This is a genomic window from Nocardiopsis sp. YSL2, from assembly GCF_030555055.1.
Taxonomy (GTDB): Bacteria; Actinomycetota; Actinomycetes; order Streptosporangiales; family Streptosporangiaceae; genus Nocardiopsis.
In genome coordinates this window covers 5475154-5498017 of the sequence record NZ_JAMOAO010000001.1, presented here as the reverse complement: position 1 = coordinate 5498017, position 22864 = coordinate 5475154, and the positions used below count along the sequence as shown (strand labels likewise).

Annotated in this window: 19 protein-coding genes; 7 read left to right on the top strand and 12 right to left on the bottom strand. The window is 74.1% G+C overall.

Annotated features, from left to right (window positions below):
• Positions 1 to 62 precede the first annotated feature (62 nt).
• Positions 63 to 1241: a phosphate ABC transporter substrate-binding protein PstS gene (gene pstS / locus M1P99_RS24295; protein ID WP_304454893.1), complete on the top strand. Its 1179-nt coding sequence runs from the start codon at positions 63 to 65 to the stop codon at positions 1239 to 1241.
• Between the two features lie 370 nt (positions 1242 to 1611).
• Here pstS and M1P99_RS24290 read toward each other — a convergent pair whose 3' ends face one another.
• From M1P99_RS24290 to M1P99_RS24270, 5 genes are all read right to left on the bottom strand, one after another.
• On the bottom strand, positions 1612 to 3288 hold the full coding sequence (locus M1P99_RS24290; protein WP_304454892.1) for a glycosyltransferase: 1677 nt from the start codon (positions 3286 to 3288) through the stop codon (positions 1612 to 1614).
• A 189-nt stretch (positions 3289 to 3477) separates the two neighbouring features.
• Positions 3478 to 3651 (bottom strand): hypothetical protein, encoded by a 174-nt coding sequence (locus tag M1P99_RS24285; protein WP_304454891.1) that lies wholly within the window; start codon positions 3649 to 3651, stop codon positions 3478 to 3480.
• An 86-nt stretch (positions 3652 to 3737) separates the two neighbouring features.
• A complete protein-coding gene (locus M1P99_RS24280) occupies positions 3738 to 4739 on the bottom strand; it encodes a C40 family peptidase (RefSeq protein ID WP_304454890.1) in 1002 nt (333 codons plus the stop codon).
• Between the two features lie 477 nt (positions 4740 to 5216).
• On the bottom strand, positions 5217 to 7121 hold the full coding sequence (locus M1P99_RS24275; RefSeq protein WP_304454889.1) for a S9 family peptidase: 1905 nt from the start codon (positions 7119 to 7121) through the stop codon (positions 5217 to 5219).
• Between the two features lie 191 nt (positions 7122 to 7312).
• Entirely contained in the window at positions 7313 to 7777 is a 465-nt protein-coding gene (locus M1P99_RS24270; RefSeq protein WP_304454888.1) for an Rv3235 family protein, read from the bottom strand.
• A gap of 152 nt (positions 7778 to 7929) precedes the next feature.
• Between M1P99_RS24270 and M1P99_RS24265 the strand changes: the two genes are divergently transcribed.
• The 5 genes from M1P99_RS24265 (at position 7930) to M1P99_RS24245 (ending at position 14909) form a co-directional block, all read left to right on the top strand.
• A complete protein-coding gene (locus M1P99_RS24265; RefSeq protein ID WP_304454887.1) occupies positions 7930 to 8754 on the top strand; it encodes a glycerophosphodiester phosphodiesterase in 825 nt (274 codons plus the stop codon).
• Between the two features lie 6 nt (positions 8755 to 8760).
• Positions 8761 to 10170 carry an MFS transporter gene (locus M1P99_RS24260; protein ID WP_304454886.1) on the top strand — a complete coding sequence of 470 codons (1410 nt, stop codon included), beginning with the start codon at positions 8761 to 8763 and terminating at the stop codon, positions 10168 to 10170.
• A 42-nt stretch (positions 10171 to 10212) separates the two neighbouring features.
• A complete protein-coding gene (locus M1P99_RS24255; protein WP_304454885.1) occupies positions 10213 to 13251 on the top strand; it encodes a DEAD/DEAH box helicase in 3039 nt (1012 codons plus the stop codon).
• Positions 13248 to 13955: a hypothetical protein gene (locus tag M1P99_RS24250; RefSeq protein WP_304454884.1), complete on the top strand. Its 708-nt coding sequence runs from the start codon at positions 13248 to 13250 to the stop codon at positions 13953 to 13955. Before M1P99_RS24255 ends, M1P99_RS24250 begins: the two co-directional genes overlap by 4 nt.
• Positions 13956 to 14072: 117 nt before the next feature.
• On the top strand, positions 14073 to 14909 hold the full coding sequence (locus tag M1P99_RS24245) for an SAM-dependent methyltransferase (RefSeq protein ID WP_304454883.1): 837 nt from the start codon (positions 14073 to 14075) through the stop codon (positions 14907 to 14909).
• 52 nt (positions 14910 to 14961) lie between these two features.
• On the opposite strand, the gene pcaD is transcribed toward M1P99_RS24245, so the two are convergent.
• From pcaD to M1P99_RS24210, 7 genes are all read right to left on the bottom strand, one after another.
• Positions 14962 to 16095, bottom strand: coding sequence for a 3-oxoadipate enol-lactonase (gene pcaD, locus M1P99_RS24240; protein WP_304454882.1), 1134 nt, complete (start codon positions 16093 to 16095; stop codon positions 14962 to 14964).
• Complete coding sequence (gene pcaB, locus M1P99_RS24235) at positions 16092 to 17459, bottom strand: 3-carboxy-cis,cis-muconate cycloisomerase (RefSeq protein WP_304454881.1); 1368 nt, start codon at positions 17457 to 17459, stop codon at positions 16092 to 16094. Before pcaB ends, pcaD begins: the two co-directional genes overlap by 4 nt.
• A 12-nt stretch (positions 17460 to 17471) precedes the next feature.
• A complete protein-coding gene (gene pcaG / locus M1P99_RS24230) occupies positions 17472 to 18035 on the bottom strand; it encodes a protocatechuate 3,4-dioxygenase subunit alpha (protein WP_304454880.1) in 564 nt (187 codons plus the stop codon).
• A complete protein-coding gene (pcaH, locus tag M1P99_RS24225) occupies positions 18032 to 18790 on the bottom strand; it encodes a protocatechuate 3,4-dioxygenase subunit beta (RefSeq protein ID WP_304454879.1) in 759 nt (252 codons plus the stop codon). Before pcaH ends, pcaG begins: the two co-directional genes overlap by 4 nt.
• Positions 18791 to 18935: 145 nt before the next feature.
• Positions 18936 to 20108, bottom strand: coding sequence for a thiolase family protein (locus M1P99_RS24220; protein WP_304454878.1), 1173 nt, complete (start codon positions 20106 to 20108; stop codon positions 18936 to 18938).
• A gap of 95 nt (positions 20109 to 20203) precedes the next feature.
• Positions 20204 to 20959, bottom strand: coding sequence for a CoA-transferase subunit beta (locus M1P99_RS24215; RefSeq protein WP_304454877.1), 756 nt, complete (start codon positions 20957 to 20959; stop codon positions 20204 to 20206).
• Complete coding sequence (locus M1P99_RS24210; RefSeq protein WP_304454876.1) at positions 20956 to 21792, bottom strand: CoA transferase subunit A; 837 nt, start codon at positions 21790 to 21792, stop codon at positions 20956 to 20958. The genes M1P99_RS24215 and M1P99_RS24210 overlap by 4 nt, the downstream gene beginning before the upstream one ends.
• A gap of 175 nt (positions 21793 to 21967) precedes the next feature.
• Between M1P99_RS24210 and M1P99_RS24205 the strand changes: the two genes are divergently transcribed.
• Complete coding sequence (locus tag M1P99_RS24205) at positions 21968 to 22771, top strand: IclR family transcriptional regulator (RefSeq protein ID WP_304454875.1); 804 nt, start codon at positions 21968 to 21970, stop codon at positions 22769 to 22771.
• The last annotated feature ends 93 nt before the right edge of the window (positions 22772 to 22864 follow it).

Below are 22864 nucleotides of genomic sequence, written 5' to 3'. Positions count from 1 at the left end.
TGCGGCGAACCGCCCCGGAGGGGCCGCGCGCGGTGCACACACGGAGAGGACCACCGAGACCGATGAAGGGGACAGATCCAGTCGTGCCGTCCAAGAAGCGTTCGCGCACCCAGACCCGAGCCCAGCGCCCGCTCGGCGCCCACCGGGGTGCGGCCTCGGCCGCGCTGGCCGGCCTGCTGCTGGCGGCCACCGCCTGCGGCAGCGACAACGCCGTGCCGGGGGCGCGGGACCTGCCGACGCCCGCGGACCTGGAGTGCTTCTCCGGCAGCCTCTCGGGGGCGGGGTCCAGCGCCCAGGAGAACGCGATGACCACCTGGATCGCGGGCTACCAGTCGGCGTGCGAGGACGCACGCGTGTACTACGACTCGATCGGGTCGGGCGGCGGCCGCAGCCAGTTCATCGACGGCGCGGTCGACTTCGCCGGGACGGACGCCGCCTTCACCCCCGAGGAGAACACCGACGCGATGGAGCGGTGCGGGGGCGCGAACACCCTCAACCTGCCCGCGTACGTGGTCGCCATCGCCGTGGTCTTCAACCTGGAGGGCGTGGACTCGCTGAACCTGCGGCCGGACACGATCGCCAAGATCTTCAACCAGGAGATCACCCACTGGGACGATCCTGAGATCGCCGAGGCGAACCCGGACGCGGACCTGCCCGACATGCCGATCACCCCGGTCAACCGCGCCGACGACTCCGGGACCACGGAGAACTTCACGCGATACCTGCAGGAGGCCGCGCCGGACGCCTGGCCGCACGAGGCGGACGGCATGTGGCCGATCACGCCGCGCGAGTCCGCCCAGGGCAACAGCGGTATCGCGGACACGGTCGGGCGCGCCGAGGGGGCCATCGGATACGTGGAGATGTCCCACGTGCACGAGATGTCCACGGTCGCCGTGGGCGTGGGCGGGGAGTTCGTGGAGATCTCGCCGGAGGCCGCGGCGCAGGTGGTCGCCGACTCCCCCCGCCGTGAGGAGAACGCCAGCGAGTTCGACCTGGCGCTGGCCCTGGACTACGGCACGACCGAGCCGGGCAGCTATCCGCTCGTGCTGGTGAGCTACGAGGCGGTGTGCGCGGAGTACGACGACGCCCGGATCACCGAGCGGGTCCAGGCGTTCCTGCGCTACGTGGTCAGCCCGGAGGGCCAGGAGCTGGTCTCGGAGGAGACGGGCTCCACACCGGTGAACGAGTCGCTGCGCGAACAGCTGCTGGAGTCGATCGACGCGATCGGCGCCGCGGACTGATCCGCGGCGCACGCCCGGGGGGCGGCGGACACACCGCACCGCGGCGTGTCCGCCGCCCCCTCCCGATCGGGTACCGTACGCAGTGATCGCATCGCACTCGGTCACCCCTGCGGCCGGGTGGTGGCGCGCTCCGCGGTGCCCGCCCGTTCGTCGGGCCGGCGTCTTCCCCCGTCGGCCCGGCAGCGTCGGCGGGCCCCGGGCCGCGCCCGGTCCAGCCTGCGCCGGATCCCGCCGAGTCCCACGCACAGCACCGACCATCCCGGTTCCCTCCCGCACCGCGCGTGCGGCGTGAGGTCGACGGGAGGGCCGGCGCCCGCCCAGGGACGGCGGGCCCGGTCACCGCGAGTGCGGGTCAGGCCGTCGCGGCGGGTCAGGCGCGCGCGGGCCCGCGCCCCCGGCGGCGGGTCCGGTGCCACACGGCCGCGAGCCAGGCGCGGACGCGGCCCGCACGATCACCGACGGGGGCGACCGCCCCGACCGCCGGCCGCCCCTGCCCGGAGCCCCGGCCGTCCCGCCCGGCCGTCGCCTCGGACACACCGGACCCGTCCGGAGCCGCAGGCCCGGACTGCCGGGGCACGGCGACCGCGGGAGCGCGGGCGGGCGGGTCCGACTGGGCGCGCGGTGGCGGTGGGACCGACCGGTACAGGGACAGGTCGGCCAGCGTGTCCTCGCCCGCGTGGATGCGGTAGCGGCCGTGCAGGGCGGCGACCACGTCGGCGAGGTCCTCCCCGTCCGCGCGGACCCGCAGCGCTCGCGCCAGCGCCCTGGTGCGCCACAGCCGCACTCCGGCGTCGTGGGAGGGCGAGGCCGCGGGGAAGAGTTCGGTGAGCCCGGCCCGGTGGCGCTCGGCGCTGGCCAGGAGCCGGGACAGGGCCACCTGGCCCAGGCCCCAGGCGACGGGCACCTGGAGCAGGAAGGGCGAGGGAAAGCCGGTGAGCGGCGGGGCCCCGGCGAAGGTGATCCGTGGCTCGCGCAGGTAGTTGGCCTGGACCAGGCGCAGGTCCAGGTGCGGGCCGCCGGGCGCCGCGGGGTCGTGGTCGGCGCCCTCCCAGTCGGCGACCAGGGTGAGCACCAGGTCGGTCTCGGCGCTGTCCAGAAGGCGGTCGACGCAGCCGCGGACGAGGTCGTAGGAGGCGCCGCGCACGTCGACCACGGCGTGCACGAGCGGGACGCGGCGCCGGTGCGCGGGGAGGCGCTCGCGGTAGGCGTGCGGGTGGGGCATGAGTTCGGCCAGGACCTCGGTGCGGTAGCGCTCGGAGGGCAGGCGGGTGCGGGCGGTGGTGGCTCGGCCGACGTGCCAGGCGGTCGCCGCGGGCTCGGGCAGCAGGACGGCTCCGGCCTGCCAGAGGCGGTAGCCGAACTCGGTGTCCTGGCCCAGGTCCAGGTCGGGGTCGACGCCGCCGGCCGCCTCGTACAGGCTGCGGCGCAGGGCGGCGGCCGCGCCCATGTAGGCATGGAAGCCCAGGTGGTCGGCGTCGCGCAGATCCTCACTGGTCGCGAGCAGGTGGGTGATCCACTCGTGGTGGCGCCCGGTGTCGAGGGCGTCGTGGAGCCGTCCGGCCCGGGACAGGGAGAGCACTTCGGCGGGATGGGCCGGGCCGGTGTCGGCGAAGCGGACCCGGCCGAGGGTGACGCACTCGGCGTGCGTGTGCTGCCAGCGGGCCTGAGCCTCGACGAAGCCGGGGGCGGCGATCATGTCGGCGTCCATCCAGAGCAGGATGTCGCCGGTGCTGGCGTGGGCACCGTAGGAGCGCCCGAACCCGGCGCCCCAGCCGCCGTCGGGAGCGGCCAGGATCCGGCAGTGCTCGGGGCGCAGGGCGGGCAGCCGCAGGGGTGGCGAGGAGTGGTCGTCCACGACGACGACCTCGATCAGGTCGCCGGGGTAGGTCTGGGCGGCCAGGGAGGCCAGGGCGAGATCGAGGCGGCGCTGGCCGCCTCGGGCCGGGATCACCACGCTGACCCGCATCTCGGGTGTCCAGCGTCCGAGGACGGGCGGTGTCAGCGCACCCCAGTCGTTGCGGAAGACGCGGGTCGGAACGCGTTCCACCCGGCCTCGATGGGAGACACCATCGCACCCTACGTACTTATTCAGTGACACAGAGTCACTATAACCCTGTTTGGTGTCCTCATGTGGTGCTGATCACCCCGGTGTCACGCATCCGTGCGAGCGCGGGCCACGCACACGCAGGAGGCGCCGCGCTCGCGCGGAGCACGGCGCCTCCCCTCCGGCGGCGGCTCAGCGCCCGGGTCCGGTGTCGGACCTGAGCATCTTCACGCCCAGCCAGACCACGCCGACGACGGCCGCGATCATGACGATCCATACCAGCAGGCCGACCACGATGGAGAGGAGCCAGAAGAGGAGCAGCACGGCCGCGACACCTGCGGCGATCCTGATCAGAAGTCGTCCCATGCGCGGAAGGATACGCGGCCGGGGCGGCACCGGCCACCCCGGCGGCGCTCCGGTCGGCGCCGCGCGGCCGGCGCCGCCCGCGCGGGTCAGCCCACCCGGACCGCGCCGGTGAAGACGCTGTCCCAGTACGAGGCCAGGTCGACCTCCTCCAGCGGCTTGGAGGGGTTGGAGCCGTGGATCATCATGCCGTCGCCGGAGTAGATCCCCACGTGGCTGGGCGCCGACGCGCTGTAGAAGAACAGCAGGTCGCCCGGCTGCAGCTCGTCGCGTGAGACGGGCGTACCGGCGTTGACCTGGTCGTAGGTGGTGCGGGGCAGACTGACCCCGGCCTGCGCCCAGGCGGCCTGGACCAGGCCCGAGCAGTCGTAGGAGTCCGGACCGGTACCGCCCCACACGTAGGGCTTGCCGATCTGGGCGCGGGCGAAGTCCAGGACGGCCTGGACGTCGCCCGAGGCCGCCGCGGCCTGCGCGTTCTGCGCGGATCCGCCGGAGGAGGGGGCCGCGACCGGCTCCGGGGCGAGCTCGGCGACGAGCTCCTCCTGCTCCTCCAGCGCGGCCTCGCCCTCCTCCTGGGCCGCCTCGGCGGCCTCCACGGCCTCGGCGGCGGCGGTCTCGGCCTCCTGGGCCTGCGTCTTGAGCCCCTCGAAGCGCTCGACCGCCCCGACGTGGTCCTCCAGGACGATGTCCTGCCCCACGGACAGGAAGTCCAGGTCGGCGATGTTCTGCAGGGCGTCGTCGGGCGAGACGCCGAAGAGGACGCCGAAGGTGCTGTAGCTGGCGCCGACGTAGGCGGACTGGGCGATGTTGACGGCCTGGCCGGACACCTCGTCCAGCTCCTCCTCGGCCGCCTCCAGCCGCCCCTCGACCTCCTCGGCCTCGACCTCGGCCGCCACGTGGTCCTCCTGGGCCTGGTTGTAGGCCTCGTTGAGTTCGGACAGCTCCTGTTGGAGCTCCTCGTAGCGCTCCTGGGCCTCCTCCTGGGTGGGCTCGGCCGCGGCCAGGCCCGACGACAGGACGAGGGCGCCCAGGGTGAGGGCGCCGACCGTGGCGCCACGGCGCGGGGTACGCGAACGGGGTGTGCGAGTCACTGGACCGACTGCCTTCCTCCCACTCCCGCCTACCGGCGCAGGGCATCCCGAAGGCACACCTGTGGCAGGTGTGCGGGGATGCGTGGGAGGGGGTCCGGCTGCGGCGTGTGGGCCGCGGGGGCGGGCCGGCTGTCTGCGGCGGCCTCTGCTCCTGGGACAAGGACGGACAAGATGAGCAGAGTGCGACGGAGACCGGACGCCGTCACCCAGGTGGTGACAGATCAGGGCGTTCCGGCCTGAGGGAACACTAATTCATCCCCGACCCGAACGCGACCCTTTCGTTACCTTCCCTTGGGCAACCCCCTGACCTGCACGAACCTTCCCAGCAACCGGGATCACCCGCCACGGAGGAGAAACGGACACATTCTCTGCCCGCTCATCGCACGTCAAAACAAGGTCATGACACCTGAACCCGTGACATGAACCACACAGCCGAAGAAACGGGGGCCGGGGCCGTCGGGCCCCGGCCCCGGCCGGTCACAGGTGGCGCGCCCACCAGTCCAGGACGGCCTCGAACCTGGCCACCCGGTGGCTGGGCAGGCCCGAGCGCGACATCTCGTGCCCCTCCCCCGGGAAGAGCAGCATCTCCGTCTCGTGCCCGCGTGCGCGCAACGCCACGAACAGCCGCTGCGCCTGTTCCACCGGGCAGCGCCAGTCCTGCTCGGAGTGGATGATCAGGAAGGGCAGGTCGATCCGGTCGGCGTAGGTCAGCGGGCTCTCCTTCGCCCAGACCTCCGGCGGCCCGTACAGCGGACCGGGGAAGAACGCCCCGATGTCGGAGGAACCGTGGAAGCTGTCCAGCGCGTTGACGGCGCGCTCGCTGATGGCCGCGCGGAACCGCTCACCGTGGTGCGCGGCGATCCACGTCGTCATGAACCCGCCGTGCGAGCCGCCCATGATCCCCACGCGCGCCGCGTCGAGCCGGTCGTCCTTGAGCGCCTCGTCCAGGAACGCCAGCACGTCGGTCGCGGTGGTCGCTCCCACGGAGCCGATGATCGCCCGGCCGTGGTCGTGCCCGTAGCCCGAGGAGCCGCGCGGGTTGCACATCACCACCGCGTACCCGGCGGCGGCGTAGACCTGGGTCTCGTCGAAGAGCTGGGGACCGTACTGCGAGAACGGACCGCCGTGGATCATGAGCACGACCGGGTGCGGCCCCTCCCCCTCCGGGAGCGCCACCCACCCGTGCACGGGATAGCCGTCGGCGGTGTGCGCCGTCAGCTCCGTCATCGGCAGCGGGTCGAGCTCGGCGAAGCCGGTGAGCCGCCGCTCCCCGTCCGCGGTGACCAGCACCAGTTCACCGCTGCTGCGCCCGTCGGCCACGACCGCCACGGTGACGCCGCCGTCTGCCCCGTCCACGTGGTCGAAGGACTGCGTCTGCGCTCCGCCGGCGGAGAGCCGTCGCACACCGGCTTCGAAGGGCACCAGGACCAGGTCGACGGCGCCCCGGTTCTCGGCCAGAACCAGCAGACCGTCCCCCGTCACCCGCAGGCCCGGCTGGAGCCGGGGCCCCTCCCCGGGGGTCAGCCGGGTGGGCGCGGCCGAGGCGTCGGCCGGGACCGACCAGGCGCCCGTGGTCTGCCCGACGAAGTCGTTCAGGTCCGCGCCGAGCTCGTCGGCCAGGAAGTACACGGTCGACCCGTCCGGGGAGAAGCGCGCACTGCTGACGCCGAGGTCGCCTGCGCTCACCCGGCGCGGCTCGGCGCCCTCCTCCGGGGCGCACGCCCAGGCGTCCGCCACCAGGTCGGTGTCGCGGGTGGTGTGCAGCGCGGCGCAGAACACCAGTTCGGAGCCGTCGGGGCGCCACTGCGGGGCGGAGTGGTCGGCGTCGCCGCCGGTCACCCGGACCGGCTCGCCCGCAGCTCCGGAGGGATCGATCGGGGCCGTGACGAACACGTGGCTGCGGCGGTCGTTGGTGAAGCCCAGGCCGTCGAGGCGGTACTTGAGCCCGGTGATGCGGCGCGGCCGCTCCTTGTCCGGCTCGGTACCCGCGTAGCGTCCGGGCTCGGGGACGCGGGCGGTGTGGGCGATCCGGGTGGAGTCGGGGCTCCAGGCGATCTCGCCCGCGCCCAGGGGGTGGTCGGTCACCTTCCAGGGCTCGCCGCCGTCGGCGGGCAGCACGTGGATCTGGGGGCGCTTGTCGCCGTCGGCCCGCAGGAAGGCGATCCAGCGGCCGTCGGGCGAGTACGAGGGGGCGCTGTCGCGGTCCCCCCGGGTCAGGCGGGCGGGCGGCGCGGAGCCGTCGGTGGGGACCGTCCACAGCGCGCTGGTGTAGGTGTCCGCCTCCAGGTCGGGGCGGGTGAGGGTGAAGACCGCGCGGCGGCCGTCGGGGGACAGGGTGGGTGCGCCGAGGCTGTGCAGGCGGGCGATGTCAACGGGTCTCATGCATCGTCGGCGGCCCGGGGCCGGATGGGCCCGGGCCGCCTCCTCCTTCTGTGGGCCTGGGGAGCCCCCGGCCGGCGGGTCAGGGGCCGTGTCCGCAGGACCCTATCTGCGCGGATGAGGGCAGATCCAGGGGATTTCACTCACCGCTGAGGCGGGCCCGGCGCCGGAACGGCGCCACGGGCCGGGGCGGCTCACCGCGCGCGCCTGGAGGTGTCGGTCTCCAGGCTGGTGCACACCCACCGGTCGTCCTCGCGGCGGGCCCGGAAGGCGAAGACCCGGGTGCGGTGGTCGCACATGATCACGGCGTTGGCCTCCACGGTGCGGCCGGGCAGGGGCTGGTGGAAGACCCGGGTGAGGCGGGGCGCCAGAGCACAGGGCACCGACCCGCGCAGGCGGCGCAGCTCCTCGCGCACGGGCACCGCCAGCTGGTCGCGCAGGGCCTCGGGCCTGCGCCGGCCCACCAGCACCTCCGCCACGCGCTGCGCCAGCAGGTGCACCTCGCCCGGGGTGCGGTGGCCGCGCAGCGGTGCGCGGCGGCGGGCCGCGGCCGGGCGGCGCAGCGGCGTGCGGGCGGGCGTGGTGACGGGGCGGTGGGCGAGGGAGTCGCGCTGGCAGAGGAGCCGGGGGCAGGGGTGACAGGGCCGGGAGTGCGACATGAACAGGTTCCTTCCATGGGGAGGACATCCGCCTTCACTCCTGCCAGGAGCGATCCGCACACCCGTGTGCCACCTGGAATTCCAGCTTTTCGCGCGGCGGCCCGGCCGGGGACGGCCCACCGGCCACGACGCGCAGCGGGCATACTGGCGACGTGACAGACGCCTACCTCTCCCCACGCCCTCCCCTGGCGCTCGCCCACCGCGGCGGGTGGTTCACCGACGGCCAGGGAGTACGCCGGACCGAGCTGGAGAACACCGCGGTCGCCTTCCAGCACGCCGTGGACCTGGGCTACACGTACCTGGAGACGGACGTGCACGCCACCAGCGACGGCGTCCTGATGGCCTTCCACGACCACACGCTGGACCGCGCCACCGACATGAGCGGCGCCATCGGCGACCTCCCCTACCACGAGGTCGCCCGGGCCCGCGTGGCCGGGAGCGAGCCCGTGCCCGTCCTGGAGGACCTGCTCGGCACCTGGCCCGAGGCCCGGTTCAACATCGACCTGAAGTCGGACGCGGCGGTGGAACCCCTCCTGGACGTGCTGCGCCGCACCCAGGCCTGGGACCGGGTGTGCGTGGGCTCCTTCGACCAGCGGCGGCTCGACCGCGCCCGCCGCCTGTTCGACCACCCGGTCGCCACCTCCTGCGGCCCCCTCGACGTGGTGCGCCTGCGCCTGGCCTCGCTCTGGCGGCCGCTGCGGCCGCTGATCGGCCGCGCCCCGGTCTGCGCGCAGATCCCCCTGCGCCAGGGGTCCTTCCCCGTCCTGAGCCGGGACCTCATCCGCACCGCGCACCGGCGGGGCCTGCAGGTCCACGTGTGGACCATCAACGAACCCGCGGTGATGGAGCGCCTGATCGACGCGGGCGTGGACGGCATCGTCACCGACAACACGCTCGCGCTCAAGGAGATCATGGTCCGCCGCGGCCTGTGGCCGGGCGCCGACCCCGGCGCCGACAGCACCCTCCAGAACGGATAGTCCCCCATGGCCGACGCCCCTCCCGCACCGAGAGCGGACAACTCGCCCTCCCCCGATCCGCGACAGCGCAGACGCGAGCAGCGCGGCTGGTACCTGTACGACTGGGCCAACTCGGTGTTCATCACGTCCGTGGTGACCGTCCTCATCGGCCCCTACATGAGCACCCTGGCGTGTGCCTCCGCGGGGGCCGCCGACGCGGCGGCGTGCCAGGACTCCTCCCTGGCCCTGGCCCCGCTGGGCGTGGACTGGTTCACGCTGCACCCCAACGCGCTCTACCCGGCGCTGACCACCCTGGCGATCCTGCTCCAGATCGTCCTGCTGCCCTCGGTCGGCGCCATGGTCGACCGCTCCCGGCACAAGAGGCGCTGGCTGCTCTGGCTGGCCCTGGGCGGCTCGGCGTGCACCGCGGGCCTGTACGCGGCCACCGACGGATACCACGCGGCGTCGGTGCTGTTCGTGCTGGCCAACGTCCTGTACGGACTCTCGATCGTGGTCTACAACGCGTTCCTGCCGGAGATCGCCACCCCGGACGAACGCGACCGGGTGTCGGTCGCGGGGTGGGGCATCGGCTACCTCGGCGGCGCCCTGCTGCTCGCCGTCCACCTGGGCCTGGTGCTCTCGGCGGACTCGCTGGGCATCGACACCGGCCACGCCGTGCGGATCGCGTTCGTGTCCGTGGGCCTGTGGTGGGCGGGCTTCACGGTCCTGTCGGTCCGGCCGCTGCGCGACCGCTACGGTGCCCTGGCCGTGGGGAAGGGGCCGGGTCGGGCCGCCGGGGGCTCCCTGCGCCAGTTCGCCCACACCCTGCGCGACATGCGCCGCTACCCCAACACCATCCTGTTCCTGCTGGCGTTCATCCTGTTCAACGACGGTGTGCAGGCGGCCATCCGCTACGCTGCGCCGTTCGCGACCCAGGACCTGGGCCTGGGGGAGGACGCGCTGATCATGACCATCCTGGTCATCCAGTTCGTCGCCTTCGCCGGAGCCTTCCTGGCCGGGCGCGTGGCCCGGGTGGCGGGCAGCAAGGCCACGGTCCTGGGCAGCCTGGCGGTGTGGTGCCTGCTGGTCGCCCTCGCCTACTTCCTGCCGGCGGGCAACGTCCCGCTGTTCGTGGCGATGGGCGTGGGCATCGGCCTGGTCCTGGGCGGCACGCAGTCGCTGGCCCGAGCGCTGTTCTCCCAGTTGATCCCTCCGGGCCGCGAGGCGGAGTACTTCAGCCTCTACCAGATCTCCGACCGGGGATCGACGTTCCTGGGGTCGCTCGCGGTCACCATCGCGGTGAGCCTCACCGGCGGCTACCGGGTCGCGATCCTCTCCCTCATCGTGTTCTTCGTCGTCGGCGGCCTGCTGCTGTGGCGGACCCGGATGCGCGAGGGCATCGAAGCGGTCGGGAACGAGGCCCCCGAACGGCTGTGACGGCGTCCCGGGCTGTCGTCGGCCCCGGCCATACTGGGGCCGATGGACGCGATGACGGGAGGCCGCGTGCGGGTCGTGCACGGCGCGTGGGTCAGGGACGCACTGGTGCTGTGGGGTGAGGCGGACGGGGGCCCGTCCGGGGCGAGCGCGTCCGCGGACGGCCCCCCGGCGCACCCCCGCGCGGCCGACGCCGACACCCTGCGCGCCCTCCTCGCGTCGACGGGCGCCGGACCCGTGGCCGAACGGGCTCAGGACACCGGCCTGGTCGTGCGCCTGCCCGGCGACGGCACCGCCCCCTGCCCCTCCCGAGCGGACGCGGCGCCCGAGGAGGGCGTCCGGTCGCCCTGGCGGGTCCCGGGGCTGTCCCTGAGCGCGGCCGACGCCGACATCGTGCTGCCCGGTCTCGCGGGCACCACCGTTCCGGCCCCGGGGCCGTCGCTGGTCCACCTGGCGGCGGTGCACGATTTCGCCGAGCGGCTCGTGACCGCCGGGGCCGTGCTGCCCGACCTCGTGGGCGACCCGCCCCGGGCGCGCTGGCGGCCCGCGCCGATGGACACCGCCGAGGAGCACCTGGCCGCCCTCACCGCCGCCCTGCCGCCGAGCGCGCACGCCCACCTGACCGGGAACGACTCCCCCGCCCGCGCGTGCGTCCTGGCCCCCCTGGAACTGCTCACCGACGCCGCCGCCCGGCGCCTGGCACCCGCGCCGGCCCGGCCCGCCCTCGACCGGAACGCCGAGACCGCTCCCGCCGCACGGCTGGCGGCGGCGCTGACCGGTGAGCTCACCCGCGTGGACGCCGACACCGCCCAGGAGCTGCGCGGGCCGCTGCGCCGATGGCGTGAGCGCGTGCGCGGCGCGGGCCGGGCGCGGCTGCTGTTCCTGCTGCGCGAACCCGACCGGGACGGCCCCTGGCAGGTGGAGTTCTGGGTGCGCTCGGACAGCGACCCCGGTCTGCGCCTGCCGCTGGAACAGGTGTGGCTGGGCGAGGGCGCGGCGTGGCTGCCCGACGACGTCGGCACGACCGCGCTGGCGGACCTGCGCCGGGCGGCCCGGCACTACCCCGCCCTGCACCGTGCCCTGTCCGACCTCGCCCCGGCGCGGCTGCCGCTGAACACCGCCGGCGCCGAGGAGTTCGTGGGCCGGGCGGCGCCGCGGCTGGGCGCCGCCGGGTTCGCGGTCGTCCTGCCCGAGTGGAGCGGACGCGGTCCGCTCACCCTGCGCATGGCGGTCGACGACGAGCCGCGCAAGCGGCGGCGCGGCGGGGTCGGACCCACCGACCTGGTCGACGTCTCCTTCGAGGCGCTGCTGCGCGGCACCGGCTCCGACCGGCCCCTGGAGGAGTCCGAACTGGCGGAACTGGCCGAGCTGGCACGGCTCAAGCGCTCGCTGGTGCGGGTGCGGGGCCGGTGGATGGAGATGGACCCCGAGCGGGTCGGCGCCGCTCTGGACCTGCTCCGCAAGCGCGGTTCCATGCGCCGGGACCAGGCGCTGCGGATGGCGGTCGGCGCGGACCCCGCGGTGCCGCTGCCGGTCTCCGACGTGGTGGCCGACGGCCCGCTGGGCGCGCTGCTGGACGGCGGGGCCAAGGCCGAGCCGCGGCCGATGGGTGCTCCCCCGGGCTTCACCGGGACCCTGCGCCCCTACCAGGACCGGGGAGCGGCCTGGCTGCGGTTCCTGGGCGAGCTGGGCCTGGGCGCGGTCCTGGCCGACGACATGGGCCTGGGCAAGACCGTGCAGCTCCTGGCGCTGCTCACCGACGAGCGGGCCGAGGGGCCCGCCCCGGGCCCCACCCTGCTGGTGTGCCCGGTCTCCTTGGTGGGCAACTGGCGGCGTGAGGCGGCGCGGTTCGCCCCGGAGCTGCGGGTGCACGTCCAGCACGGGACGGACCGGCCGGGCGGCAACGCACTGGCACGGCTGGTGGGCGCCTGCGACCTGGTGGTGACCACCTACGGGGTGGTGGCGCGCGACGACGAGTTGGCCGCGCTGCCCTGGCACCGGGTGGTGTGCGACGAGGCCCAGGCGCTGAAGAACCACGCCACCCGGCAGGCGCGCGCGGTGCGGGCCCTGCCCGCCGCGACCCGGATCGCGCTGACCGGAACGCCGGTGGAGAACAACCTGGGCGAGCTGTGGTCGGTGATGGAGTTCGCCAACCCGGGGCTGCTGGGCTCGGCCCAGGACTTCCAGCGCGCGGTGGCCGACCCGGCCGAGGCCGCGGCCGACGGCGACGGCGCGGGTCCGGGGTCCGGCACGGGAACCGACCTGGTGCGCCGGCTGACGGGTCCGTTCGTGCTGCGCCGGCTCAAGACCGACCGCTCCATCATCGCCGACCTGCCGGAGAAGCAGGAGATGCGGACCTGGTGCACGCTCACCCCGGAACAGGCCTCCCTGTACAAGGCGGTCGTGGACGAGATGGCCCAGCGCATGTCCGAGGCCGACGAGAAGGAGCGCAAGGGCCTGGTGCTGGCGACGATGTCGCGGCTCAAGCAGATCTGCAACCACCCGGCGCAGTTCCTGGGCGACGGTTCGGCGCTGTCGGGCCGCTCGGGCAAGCTCGACCGGTTGGAGTCGATCCTGGGCGAGGCGGTGGCCGAGGGCGACAAGGCGCTGTGCTTCACGCAGTACGCGCGGTTCGGTGAGCGCCTGGCGCCCTACCTCGCGGCGCGGACCGGCGTTCCGGTGCTGTGGCTGCACGGCGGGACGCCGCGGGCCGAGCGCGAGCGGATGACCGAGCACTTCCAGAGCGTGTCGGGGCCGATGGTGTTCCTGCTCTCGCTCAAGGCGGCGGGCACGGGGCTGAACCTGACCGCGGCCAACCACGTCGTGCACGTGGACCGGTGGTGGAACCCGGCGGTGGAAAACCAGGCCACCGACCGGGCGTTCCGGATCGGGCAGCGGCGCGACGTGCAGGTGCGCAAGATGGTGTGCGTGGGCACCGTGGAGGAACGGGTGGACGAGATGATCGAGCGCAAGAGCGCGCTGGCCGACGGGGCGGTGGCCACCGGCGAGCAGTGGCTTGCGGGGCTGTCGGTGGCGGATCTGCGCGAGGTCGTGCGCCTGGCGCCGGAGGCGGTGGCCGGATGAGCGGGTCGTGGTCGGCGCTGCTGGAACAGGCCCTGGGCGCGAGCACGGGACCGGCCGTCCCGGCGCCCGTGCCGCCGGCGGTCGAACGGCTCGCGGTGCGTGGGGGCGAGGTGGTCGCGCGGGTGCGCGGCGGCTTCGAGGTGAGCCTGATCCGGCCGGTCTTCCCCGACCACGAGTGGGAGCGCGCCTGCGCTGCGCTGGCCTCGCAGCCCGTGTTCCGGGCGCGGCTGCTGGCGGGGGAGCTGCCGCCCGAGGCGGCGCGGGTGTTCTCCCTCCTGGGCCTGGACCTGGTGCCGCGCGGCTGGGGCGACCTGGTGGCCCACTGCTCGTGCGACGAGTGGCGGGGGCGGTGCGCGCACCTGGCCGCCGCGGTGGCCGCGCTGGGGCGCGAGGCCGACCGCGACCCCTTCACCCTGGCCGCCTGGTGCGGGCGTGCGCGCCGGGAGCTGGTCGCGCGGGTCGGCGCCGCCGGGGTTCGGGAGGAGGCCGAGCCGCCCGCCGGTCCGCCGGAGGCCGATGCCGCCGAGGAGTCGGACGGGGGCGGGTCGGGCGGCGCCGTGGCGGGCACGGCGGCCGGGTTCTGGTCCGCTCCACCCCTGCCCTCCCCTTTCTCCGCCCCCTCCGGTGCCGGTGCGCGTGTACGGGCCGCGGCGCCGGGAACGCTCGCCGACGAGATCCCCGCATTCACACCCGCCCGGACATGAGAATGGCCGTCGAAATCCCGTCACCGGAGTTCTCAAAACGCCCATGGGAACGGTGGAACACGGTTACGATTCGCCTGGAGATCATCTCCGCCCGACCGACCGGATTGGTGCCCCTCGATGGCTGACCGCTTCCCCCCCAACATCGACATGGAAACCCCCAGCATCGCACGCATGTACGATTTCCTGCTCGGCGGAAAGGACAACTTCGAGGCGGATCGCAAAGCGTGCGAGGCCCTCGCGAACGGTATTCCCGAACTGGTCACCTTCGCCAATGACAACCGCGCCTATCTCGCGCGGGCGGTCGAATACGTCGCCTCCCAGGGAGTGGACCAGTTCCTCGATCTGGGCGCCGGCCTGCCCACCGCCGACAACACCCACCACGCGGCCCAGCGGCACAACCCCGAGGCCAGGGTCGTCTACGTCGACCACGACCCCATCGTGCTCTCGCACGGCCGCGCGCTGATCGACGACAGTGTCAGGACGAGCTTCCTGCTGGCCGACATCCGTGACACCGACGGCATCCTCGGCGCCCCCGAGACCACCCGGCTCCTGGACCTCGACCGGCCGCTGTGCGTGATGCTGGTGTCGCTCCTGCACTGCCTGCCCGACGACAGCGACCCGTTCGGCATGGTGCGCCGACTCATGGACCGGCTGGCCCCGGGCTCGTGCGTCATCTTCTCGCACATCGTCTCCGACGACCCGGACGCCGCGGTCTGGATGACCGACAAGATCCTGTCCTTCGGCACGCCGTGGGGCCGCGTGCGCAGCCCCGAGGAGGCCGCCGTGGTCTTCGACGGCCTGGAGATGGCCAGCCCGTGGCTCGACGGACGCGACGAGGGCCCCTTCGCCGTGGACTGCGCCACCTGGCGCATGCCCGGCGCCGACCCCCGGTTCCGGCCCGAGTCGGCCGAGAGCAAGCTGTGGGAGTTGTCGGGCGTCGCCTTCCGGCGCTGATCCGCCGCCCCGGGGCCGGGTCCGGGCGTTCCCGACCCCGGCCCTGCGGTGGTCAGTCGTGCTCGGCGAAGACCTCCTGGGCGACCGCGAAGGCCTTGTTGGTGGCGGGGACGCCGCAGTAGATCGCGGCCTGCAGGAACACCTCGCCGATGTCGTCCCTGGTCAGCCCGTTGCGCAGGGCCGCGCGCACATGCATCGCCAACTCGGCCCAGTGGCCGTGCGCGACCAGCGCGGTCAGCACCATGCAGCTGCGCGTGCGGCGGTCCAGTCCCGGCCGGGTCCAGATCTCGCCCCAGGCGTAGCGGGTGATGAGGTCCTGGAACGGTTCGGTGAAGGGCGTCTTGTGCGCCTCGGCGCGGTCCACGTGCGCGTCCCCGAGGACACTGCGGCGCACCCGCATCCCCGCGGAGGCGCGGTCGCCTGCGGTGAAGTGGGCGGTCAGCAGGGTGTTGACCTTGGCGCTCTGTTCCCATGAGAGCAGGTGGGCCGCCTCGTCCAGGACCGCCAGTCGAGCGCCCGGGACGCGTTCGGCGATCAGGGCCCCGTGCTCCGACGGCGGGGTCGCCGGGTCGTCGGCGCCGGAGACGACCAGGGTGGGCGCCTGGATCCTCCCCAGGTCCTCGCGGACGTCCCAGTTCTCGATGGCGCCGCAGCAGCCCGCGTAGCCCTCGGCGGCCGTCGCGGCGATCCCCTCGCGCAGGACGGCGACCTCGGCGGGGTGCGCCTTGGCGTAGTCGGGGGTGAACCAGCGCTCGACCACGGAGTCGGCGACGGCGCCGGTGCCCTCGCGCCGCACCAGGTCGGCACGGTCGCGCCAGTTCCGGGCGGGGCCCATGTGCGCGGAGGTGGCCAGCAGCGCGAGGCGGTCCACGCGCTCGGGCGCGTGCAGCGCGAGCCACTGGCCGACCATGCCGCCGATGGACAGCCCCGCGACATGGGCGCGCCCGATCCCCAGCCGGTCGAGCAGCCGCACGACGTCCCCGCCCAGGTCGGCCATGGAGTAGGGGCCCTCGGGCACGGGTGAGCCCCCGTGGCCGCGGTGGTCGATCCGGATCACGCGGAAGACCGCGGAGAGCGCCTGCGCCTGGGGCTCCCACATGTCCACGGTGGCGCCCAGGGATCCCGCCAGGACCAGGGGCGGGGCGTCGGCGGGTCCGCTCTCGGTGTAGTACAGGTCAACGCTCATGCTCGTCCTTCGTCGGTGCTCGTCCGGCCCCGCCGGCCTCCGGCCGCGGTGACCCGGTCGGTGAACTCCGCGGCGGCGCCCAGGTAGCCCGCCGGGTCCAGCAGTGTCTCGATCCGCTCGCGGGTGCGGGTGCCCGCCAGGTGCTCGGCCAGGACCTCGGCCAGGGGGCGGCCGGTGGCCGCGGTCCGCTCGCAGGCCGCGGTGACCAGCCGGTGGGCGTCGAGCCGGCCCAGTTCCGGCGCCAGGTCGGTGGTGACGCGCTCGCTCAGGGCCAGTCCCGCGGTGGCGTCGAGGTTGGCGCGCATGCGCTCGGGGTGCACCCGCAGCCTCGTGGCGCCGGTCCGCAGCCAGGACACCGCGCTGCCGGTGCGGCGCAGCAGGTCGGTCAGGGGCAGCCACTCGGAGTGCCAGGCGCCGGCCGCCCGCTGGTGCTCCTGGATCTGGGCGGCCAGGAGGGTGGCGACCAGTCCGGGCGCCTGGCGGGCGGCGGCCAGCGCGCTGACGGCGGCGACGGGGTTGCGCTTGTGCGGAAGCGTGGAGGACCCGCCGACGCCGGGGCCGCCGTCCTCGGTCACCTCGCCGACCTCGGTCTGGGCGAGCAGGACGATGTCCTGCGCGCTGGTGCCGACGGCGCCGCAGACCCGCCCCAGGGCGCCGGCCAGGTCGGCGACGCGACCGCGTTCGGTGTGCCAGGGCAGGACGGGTTCGGGCAGGTCCAGGCGGGTCGCCAGGGCCGCGGTCACGGCGGGGCCCTCGGGCCCCAGGGAGGCCAGGGTGCCCACGGCGCCGCCGAGCTGGACCGCCAGCCCGGTCCGCAGCACGGCGTCGAGCCGGTCGGCGGCCTCGGACAGGCCGTGGGCCCAGCCGGCGGCGACCGCCCCGAAGGTGGTGGGCAGCGCCTGTTGGAGCAGGGTGCGCCCGGGCATGGGCGTGGTGCGGTGGCGGGCGGCCAGGTCGCGCAGCCCGGCGGTGAGGTCGGCCAGATCGACCAGGACGGCCCGTCCGGCGCGGCGGGCCACCAGCATGGCGGCGGTGTCCATGACGTCCTGGCTGGTGGCGCCCTGGTGGACGTGGCGCGCGGCCTCCGGATCGACCTCGCGCACGGCGGCGGTGAGCTCCTTGACCAGCGGGATGACCGGATTGCCTCCGCCCGCGGCGGCCCGCCCCAGGGCGTCGGGGTCGTAGCGGTCCGCGGCGCAGGCGGAGGCGATCGTCTCGGCCCGGTCCGGAGTGATCGACCCGGTGTCGGCCAGGGCGCGCGCGAGCGCGGCCTCGGTGTCGAGCAGGGCCTGGAGCCAGGCGGTGTCATCGGTCAGCGGACCCACGGGGCCGTGGTTGAGGACACCGTCGAACAGGCCGGGCATGCTGGTTCCTCGCTAGATGTCGAAGAAGACGGTCTCTCCGTCGCCCTGGAGGCGGACGTCGAAGCGGTAGCCGTCCGGGGCGGGGCGGGCCACCAGCGTGGCCCGGGCCTCGGGGTCGGCGATGCTGTTCAGGACGGGGTCGGCGGCGTTGGCCGCCTCCTCCTCCGGAAAGTACACCCGCGTCACGACGCGGTTCAGCATGCCGCGCGCGAACACCGACACGTCGATGTGCGGCGCCTGGTCTCCCTCGGGGCCGGGCACTGAGCCGGGCTTGAGGGTGAGGACGCCGTACTCGCCGGAGGCGTCGGTGGGGCAGCGCCCGAAGGCGCGGAAACCAGGGTGGGACGTGGCGCCGCGCGGGTCGTCGGGGTGGTCGAAGCGGCCCGCCGGATCGGCCTGCCAGGTCTCGATGAGGGCGTCGGTGACGACCGCGCCCGCGCCGTCGTAGACGGTGCCGCGGATCCACACCGCGCCGGGTGCTCCCTCGGCGACGGCGTAGGGGCCGTCGGCCCAGGGCAGGCCGATGTGCAGGTAGGGGCCGACCGTCTGGGACGGCGTGGTGGGGTGGGTGCTCAAGCGTCGTCCTCCATGATCTCCTCGTCGGACTCGAACGGGGTCTGTTCGCGTCCGCGCAGCACGATGTCCCAGCGGTAGGCCAGGGCCCACTCGGGTTCGGTGGTGTCGTAGTCGAACCGGGCGAGCATGCGCTCGCGCACCTTGGGGTCGGGCACCGAGTTCCACATCGGGTCCTGGAAGAACAGCGGGTCGTCGGGGAAGTACATCTGCGTGACGAGCCGCTGGGTGAAGGCGCGGCCGAACAGCGAGAAGTGGATGTGCGCGGGCCGCCAGGCGTTGCGGTGGTTCTTCCAGGGGTAGGCGCCCGGCCGGATGGTGACGAACCGGTAGCGGCCCTCGGCGTCGGTGAGGACGCGTCCGACCCCGCTGAAGTGGGGGTCCAGGGGGGCGGGCCAGTTGTCCGCGGTGTGGCGGTAGCGCCCGGCGGCGTTGGCCTGCCAGATCTCGACCAGGGTGTGCGGGACGGGGGTGCCGTCGCTGTCGCGCACCTGGCCGTGCAGGATGATGCGCTGGCCCTGCGGTTCCTCCTCGTGCTGTCGGGTCAGGTCGTGGTCGAGCTCGCCGAGGCGGTCCTGACCCAGGACGGGCGAGGTGATCTCGGTGAGCGTGTGCGGGAGCAGGGTGAGCGGGCGCTCGGGGTGGCGCAGCGCGGTGCTCTTGTAGCCGGGGTAGTCCAGCGGCGGGTGGGTGTCGTGGTCGCGGATGTAGCCGGGCACGATGAGCCCGGGCGGGGTCCCGTCCGGTGTGGTGGGCATGGCGGTGGTCTTTCCCTCGGTGCGGTGCCCGGACCTGGAGCATATTCCGTGGATACTCACCCTGCTGCGCGGCGCATCCACGGAACACGCCCCCGGGCCGCGGCCCGCGTACTCGTGTTCTCAGTCTGCTCGTGTGCGACCCGGTTCAGGCCTCCAGGACGACGGCGATCCCCTGGCCGACCCCGATGCACAGGGCGGCCAGGCCCCAGCCGCCGCCGCGGCGGCGCAGTTCGTGGGCGAGCTGGCCGACCACGCGCGCGCCGGAGGCGCCCAGCGGGTGGCCGATGGCGATGGCGCCACCGTGCGGGTTGACGATGGCGGGGTCGAGGTCCGGCCAGCCGCGCAGGCAGGCGAGCGACTGGGCGGCGAAGGCCTCGTTGAGTTCGACCACCGACAGGTCGCCCCAGCCGATACCGGCGCGCCGCAGCGCGGTCTCGGCGGCCTGGACGGGACCGATGCCGAACACGTCGGGGTCGACGCCGGCCGTGCCGCGACCGGCGATGCGGGCCATGGGCTCCAGCCCGGCGGCCTCGGCGCCCCGGCGGTCGCCGATGACCAGGCCCGCGGCGCCGTCGTTGAGCGGCGAGGCGTTGCCCGCGGTGACGGTGCCCTCGGCGCGGAAGGAGGTCTTGAGCCCGGCGAGCTTGTCGGCGGTGGTCGCCCGGATGCACTCGTCGCGCTCCAGTTCGGCGCCGGGGACCTGGACGATCTGGCCGTCGAAGATCCCTTCGGCCCAGGCACGGGCGGCCTTGGTGTGGCTGGCCAGGGCGAAGGCGTCCTGTTCGGCGCGGTCGATGCCGAACTTCGCGGCCAGCCGCTCGGTGCTCTCTCCCAGCGAGATCGTCCACTGGTCGGGCATCGCCGGGTTCACCATGCGCCAGCCCAGGGTGGTGGAGTGCAGCGTGGCGTCGGTGGCGGGGAAGCCCTTGGCGGGCTTGGGCAGGACCCAGGGGGCCCGGCTCATGGACTCCACTCCCCCGGCCAGGGTCAGGCTCGCGTCGCCGGTCTCCACCGTACGGGCGGCCTGGACGACGGCCTCCAGGCCGGATCCGCACAGCCGGTTGACGGTGGCTCCGGGCAGGCCGGTGGGCAGGCCGGCCAGGAGCGCGGCCATGCGGGCGACGTTGCGGTTCTCCTCGCCGGCGCCGTTGGCGTTGCCGAGGTAGACCTCGTCGTAGGCGGCGGGGTCGGCGCTGTTGCGGTCGGCCAGCGACGAGAGCACGTGCGCGGCGAGGTCGTCGGGGCGCACGCCGGACAGGGCGCCGCCGAACTTGCCGAAGGGGGTGCGGACGGCGTCGAGGATGTAGGCGTCGGTCACCGTGGGCCTCCAGGGTGTGGCGCGGCCGGCGCGGGGCCGGTCGCGGGCGATGTTGAACCTAACAGTGTTAGGTATCCTAGTCGGGCGCTCCCGGCTCAGGCCGACCCGGTCAGCTCCCGCAGCACCGCGAGCTCCTCCGTGGTCGGCTCCGGGGTGCGCACGAGGTCCTCGGAGACCTTCAGGTCCCACCCGGTCGCCTCCCTGACCGCCGCCGTGTCCACACCCGGGTGCACGCCGGTCAGGACGAGTTCCCTGGTCTCGGGGTGGGGCTCCATGACGCCGAGGTCGGTGATGACGCGCGTCGGCCCCGCCCCCGTGAGCCCGAGCCGCTCGCGGTCGCCCGGTCCGGCCCCGTGGCCGACCGAGGTCACGAAGTCGACGCGGTCGACGAACGCCCGTGTGCTCTGGCGCATGATGACCACCACCTCGCGGCAGGAGGCGGCGATCTCCGGAGCGCCGCCGGCCCCGGGCAGGCGCACTTTCGGGGCGTCGTAGTCGCCGATCACCGTGGTGTTGATGTTGGCGTACCGGTCGATCTGGGCGGCACCGAGGAAGCCCACGTCGATCCGCCCCGGCTGGAGCCAGTAGTTGAACACCTCGGGCACGGACACCACCGTGTCGGCGGTCTCGGCCAGGATCCCGTCGCCGATGGACAGCGGCAGGTGGTCGGGGACGGCGCCGAGCGTCCCGGACTCGTAGATCATCCACAGTCCGGGCGCGTGCGTGCGCCGTGCGACGTTCGCGGCGGTGCTGGGCAGGCCGATGCCGACGAAGCAGGCCATCCGGTCGCGCAGCGAGCGCGCCGCGGTGACCGTCATGATCTCGTCGGCGGTCCAGGTCACGGTGGTCACAGGGCCCTCCCCGCGGGCTGAGGACTGGTGCTGGACGCCTCGCCCGTGAGCCGCTCCAGCCAGGCGGTGAAGGCGGCGCGGTCGCGGCCGATCGCGTCCCAGGCCTTGTAGGCGTCGTTGTCGCGCTCGTAGTACCCGTGCGCGTAGGAGGGCGCGGCTCCGCCGGGGACCGGGCTGACGGCGGTGACCACGCGCCCGGGCAGGATCACCTGCCCGGGGACGGGGTCGAGGGTGTCCACGACCTCCTCGACGGTGACCAGGACCCGCTCGGCCGCCAGGGCGGCCTCCTTCTGGATGCCGGTGATGCCCCACAGCTGGACGTTGCCGTCGGCGTCGGCGCGCTGGGCGTGCACGATGGTGACGTCGGGGTTGAGCGCGGGGACCGCGGCGAGCTCCTGCCCGGTGAAGGGGCAGGCGATGGACTTGATGTTCGGGTTGTGCGCCACCAGGTCGGTGCCGCTGTAGCCGCGCAGCACGGCGAAGGGAAGACCGGAGGCGCCGGCGACGTAGCGGTTGGCCATACCCGCGTGGCTGTGCTCCTCGATCTCCAGCGGAACCGGCCAGGAGGAGGTCACGGCGTCGCGGAACCGGTGCAGGGAGCCCACTCCGGGGTTGCCGCCCCAGGAGAAGACGAGCTTGGCGGCGCACCCGGCGCCGATGAGCTGGTCGTAGACGATGTCGGGGGTCATCCGGACCAGCGTGAGGTCGCGCAGGCCCTGGCGGATGATCTCGTGCCCTGCGGCGACGGGGATGAGGTGGGTGAACCCCTCCAGAGCGACCGTGTCGCCGTCGTGGACGAGCTCGCGGACCGCCTCGTCCAGGGGGACGATCATGTGACCTCCCGTTCGTATAGCGAATGCATGTTCACACAGCGAACATCTTGGGTACGACAGTAGCGCTGACCATGGTCGGGGTCAAGGCGCCCACCGGTGCCATCCCCGCTGTGCGGCATGAGAACATCGCGAAGGGCCACGCGCCTCCGCACGACACCCGACCCAGGAAGGCCCCATGCCCACCGACGACGACACCGCTCGCGGCTCCCACTTCGTCCAGTCCCTGGAACGGGGCCTGATGGTGATCCGCGCCTTCTCCGCGGAGCGGCCCTCCATGACGTTGAGCGAGGTCGCCCGCGAGACCGACCTGACGCGCGCGGCCGCCCGCCGCTTCCTGCTCACCCTGGGCGACCTCGGCTACGTGCGCACCGACGGCCGGCTGTTCTCCCTCACCCCCCGCGTGCTGGAGCTCGGCTACGCCTACGTCGCCTCCGCGGGCCTGCCCGACGTGGCCCAGCCGCACCTGGAGGACCTGTCCGCCCGCGTGCACGAGTCCGCCTCGGTCTCGGTCCTGGAGGGCGACGACGTCCTCTACGTCGCGCGTGTGGCGACCTCGCGCATCATGGCCGTCGCGATCACCGTGGGTACCCGCTTCCCCGCCTCGGCCACCTCGATGGGCCGCGTGCTGCTCGCCGGGCTCGACGACGCCGAACTCGACGCCTACCTCGACCGCGTCGAACTCAAGCCGCTCACCCGCTTCACCATCACCGACCCCTCCGAGCTGCGGGCGGAGGTCCTGCGGGTACGCGAGCGCGGCTACTGCATCGTCGACCAGGAGTTGGAGGAGGGCCTGCGGTCCCTGGCCGCCCCGGTCCGCGACGCCTCGGGCCGGGTCATCGCCGCCACCAACGTCTCCGCCCACGCCAACCGCTCCTCCAACGAGGACATCCGGCGCGACCTGCTGCCCGTGCTGTTGGAGACCACCGCCCGCATCGAGTCCGACCTGGCCTCGGTCGCCCGCCGCGACTCCGGCAGCTGAGACCCGGGCGGCCGGACCCCGGCGGGCCCGGCCCAACACGCCTCCTTGCCAGCCCGCCTCACCTGCTGAGATCCTGCCCCTCAGCCATCCGGA

Excerpts from the sequence above, each read along its gene's own strand:
- pstS (WP_304454893.1), top strand. The coding sequence starts at position 63 with ATGAAGGGGACAGATCCAGTCGTGCCGTCCAAGAAGCGTTCGCGCACC.
- M1P99_RS24285 (WP_304454891.1), bottom strand. The coding sequence starts at position 3,651 with ATGGGACGACTTCTGATCAGGATCGCCGCAGGTGTCGCGGCCGTGCTG.
- M1P99_RS24275 (WP_304454889.1), bottom strand. The coding sequence starts at position 7,121 with ATGAGACCCGTTGACATCGCCCGCCTGCACAGCCTCGGCGCACCCACC.
- M1P99_RS24270 (WP_304454888.1), bottom strand. The coding sequence starts at position 7,777 with ATGTCGCACTCCCGGCCCTGTCACCCCTGCCCCCGGCTCCTCTGCCAG.
- M1P99_RS24260 (WP_304454886.1), top strand. The coding sequence starts at position 8,761 with ATGGCCGACGCCCCTCCCGCACCGAGAGCGGACAACTCGCCCTCCCCC.
- M1P99_RS24255 (WP_304454885.1), top strand. The coding sequence starts at position 10,213 with ATGGACGCGATGACGGGAGGCCGCGTGCGGGTCGTGCACGGCGCGTGG.
- M1P99_RS24250 (WP_304454884.1), top strand. The coding sequence starts at position 13,248 with ATGAGCGGGTCGTGGTCGGCGCTGCTGGAACAGGCCCTGGGCGCGAGC.
- M1P99_RS24245 (WP_304454883.1), top strand. The coding sequence starts at position 14,073 with ATGGCTGACCGCTTCCCCCCCAACATCGACATGGAAACCCCCAGCATC.
- pcaD (WP_304454882.1), bottom strand. The coding sequence starts at position 16,095 with ATGAGCGTTGACCTGTACTACACCGAGAGCGGACCCGCCGACGCCCCG.
- pcaB (WP_304454881.1), bottom strand. The coding sequence starts at position 17,459 with ATGCCCGGCCTGTTCGACGGTGTCCTCAACCACGGCCCCGTGGGTCCG.
- pcaH (WP_304454879.1), bottom strand. The coding sequence starts at position 18,790 with ATGCCCACCACACCGGACGGGACCCCGCCCGGGCTCATCGTGCCCGGC.
- M1P99_RS24210 (WP_304454876.1), bottom strand. The coding sequence starts at position 21,792 with ATGATCGTCCCCCTGGACGAGGCGGTCCGCGAGCTCGTCCACGACGGC.
- M1P99_RS24205 (WP_304454875.1), top strand. The coding sequence starts at position 21,968 with ATGCCCACCGACGACGACACCGCTCGCGGCTCCCACTTCGTCCAGTCC.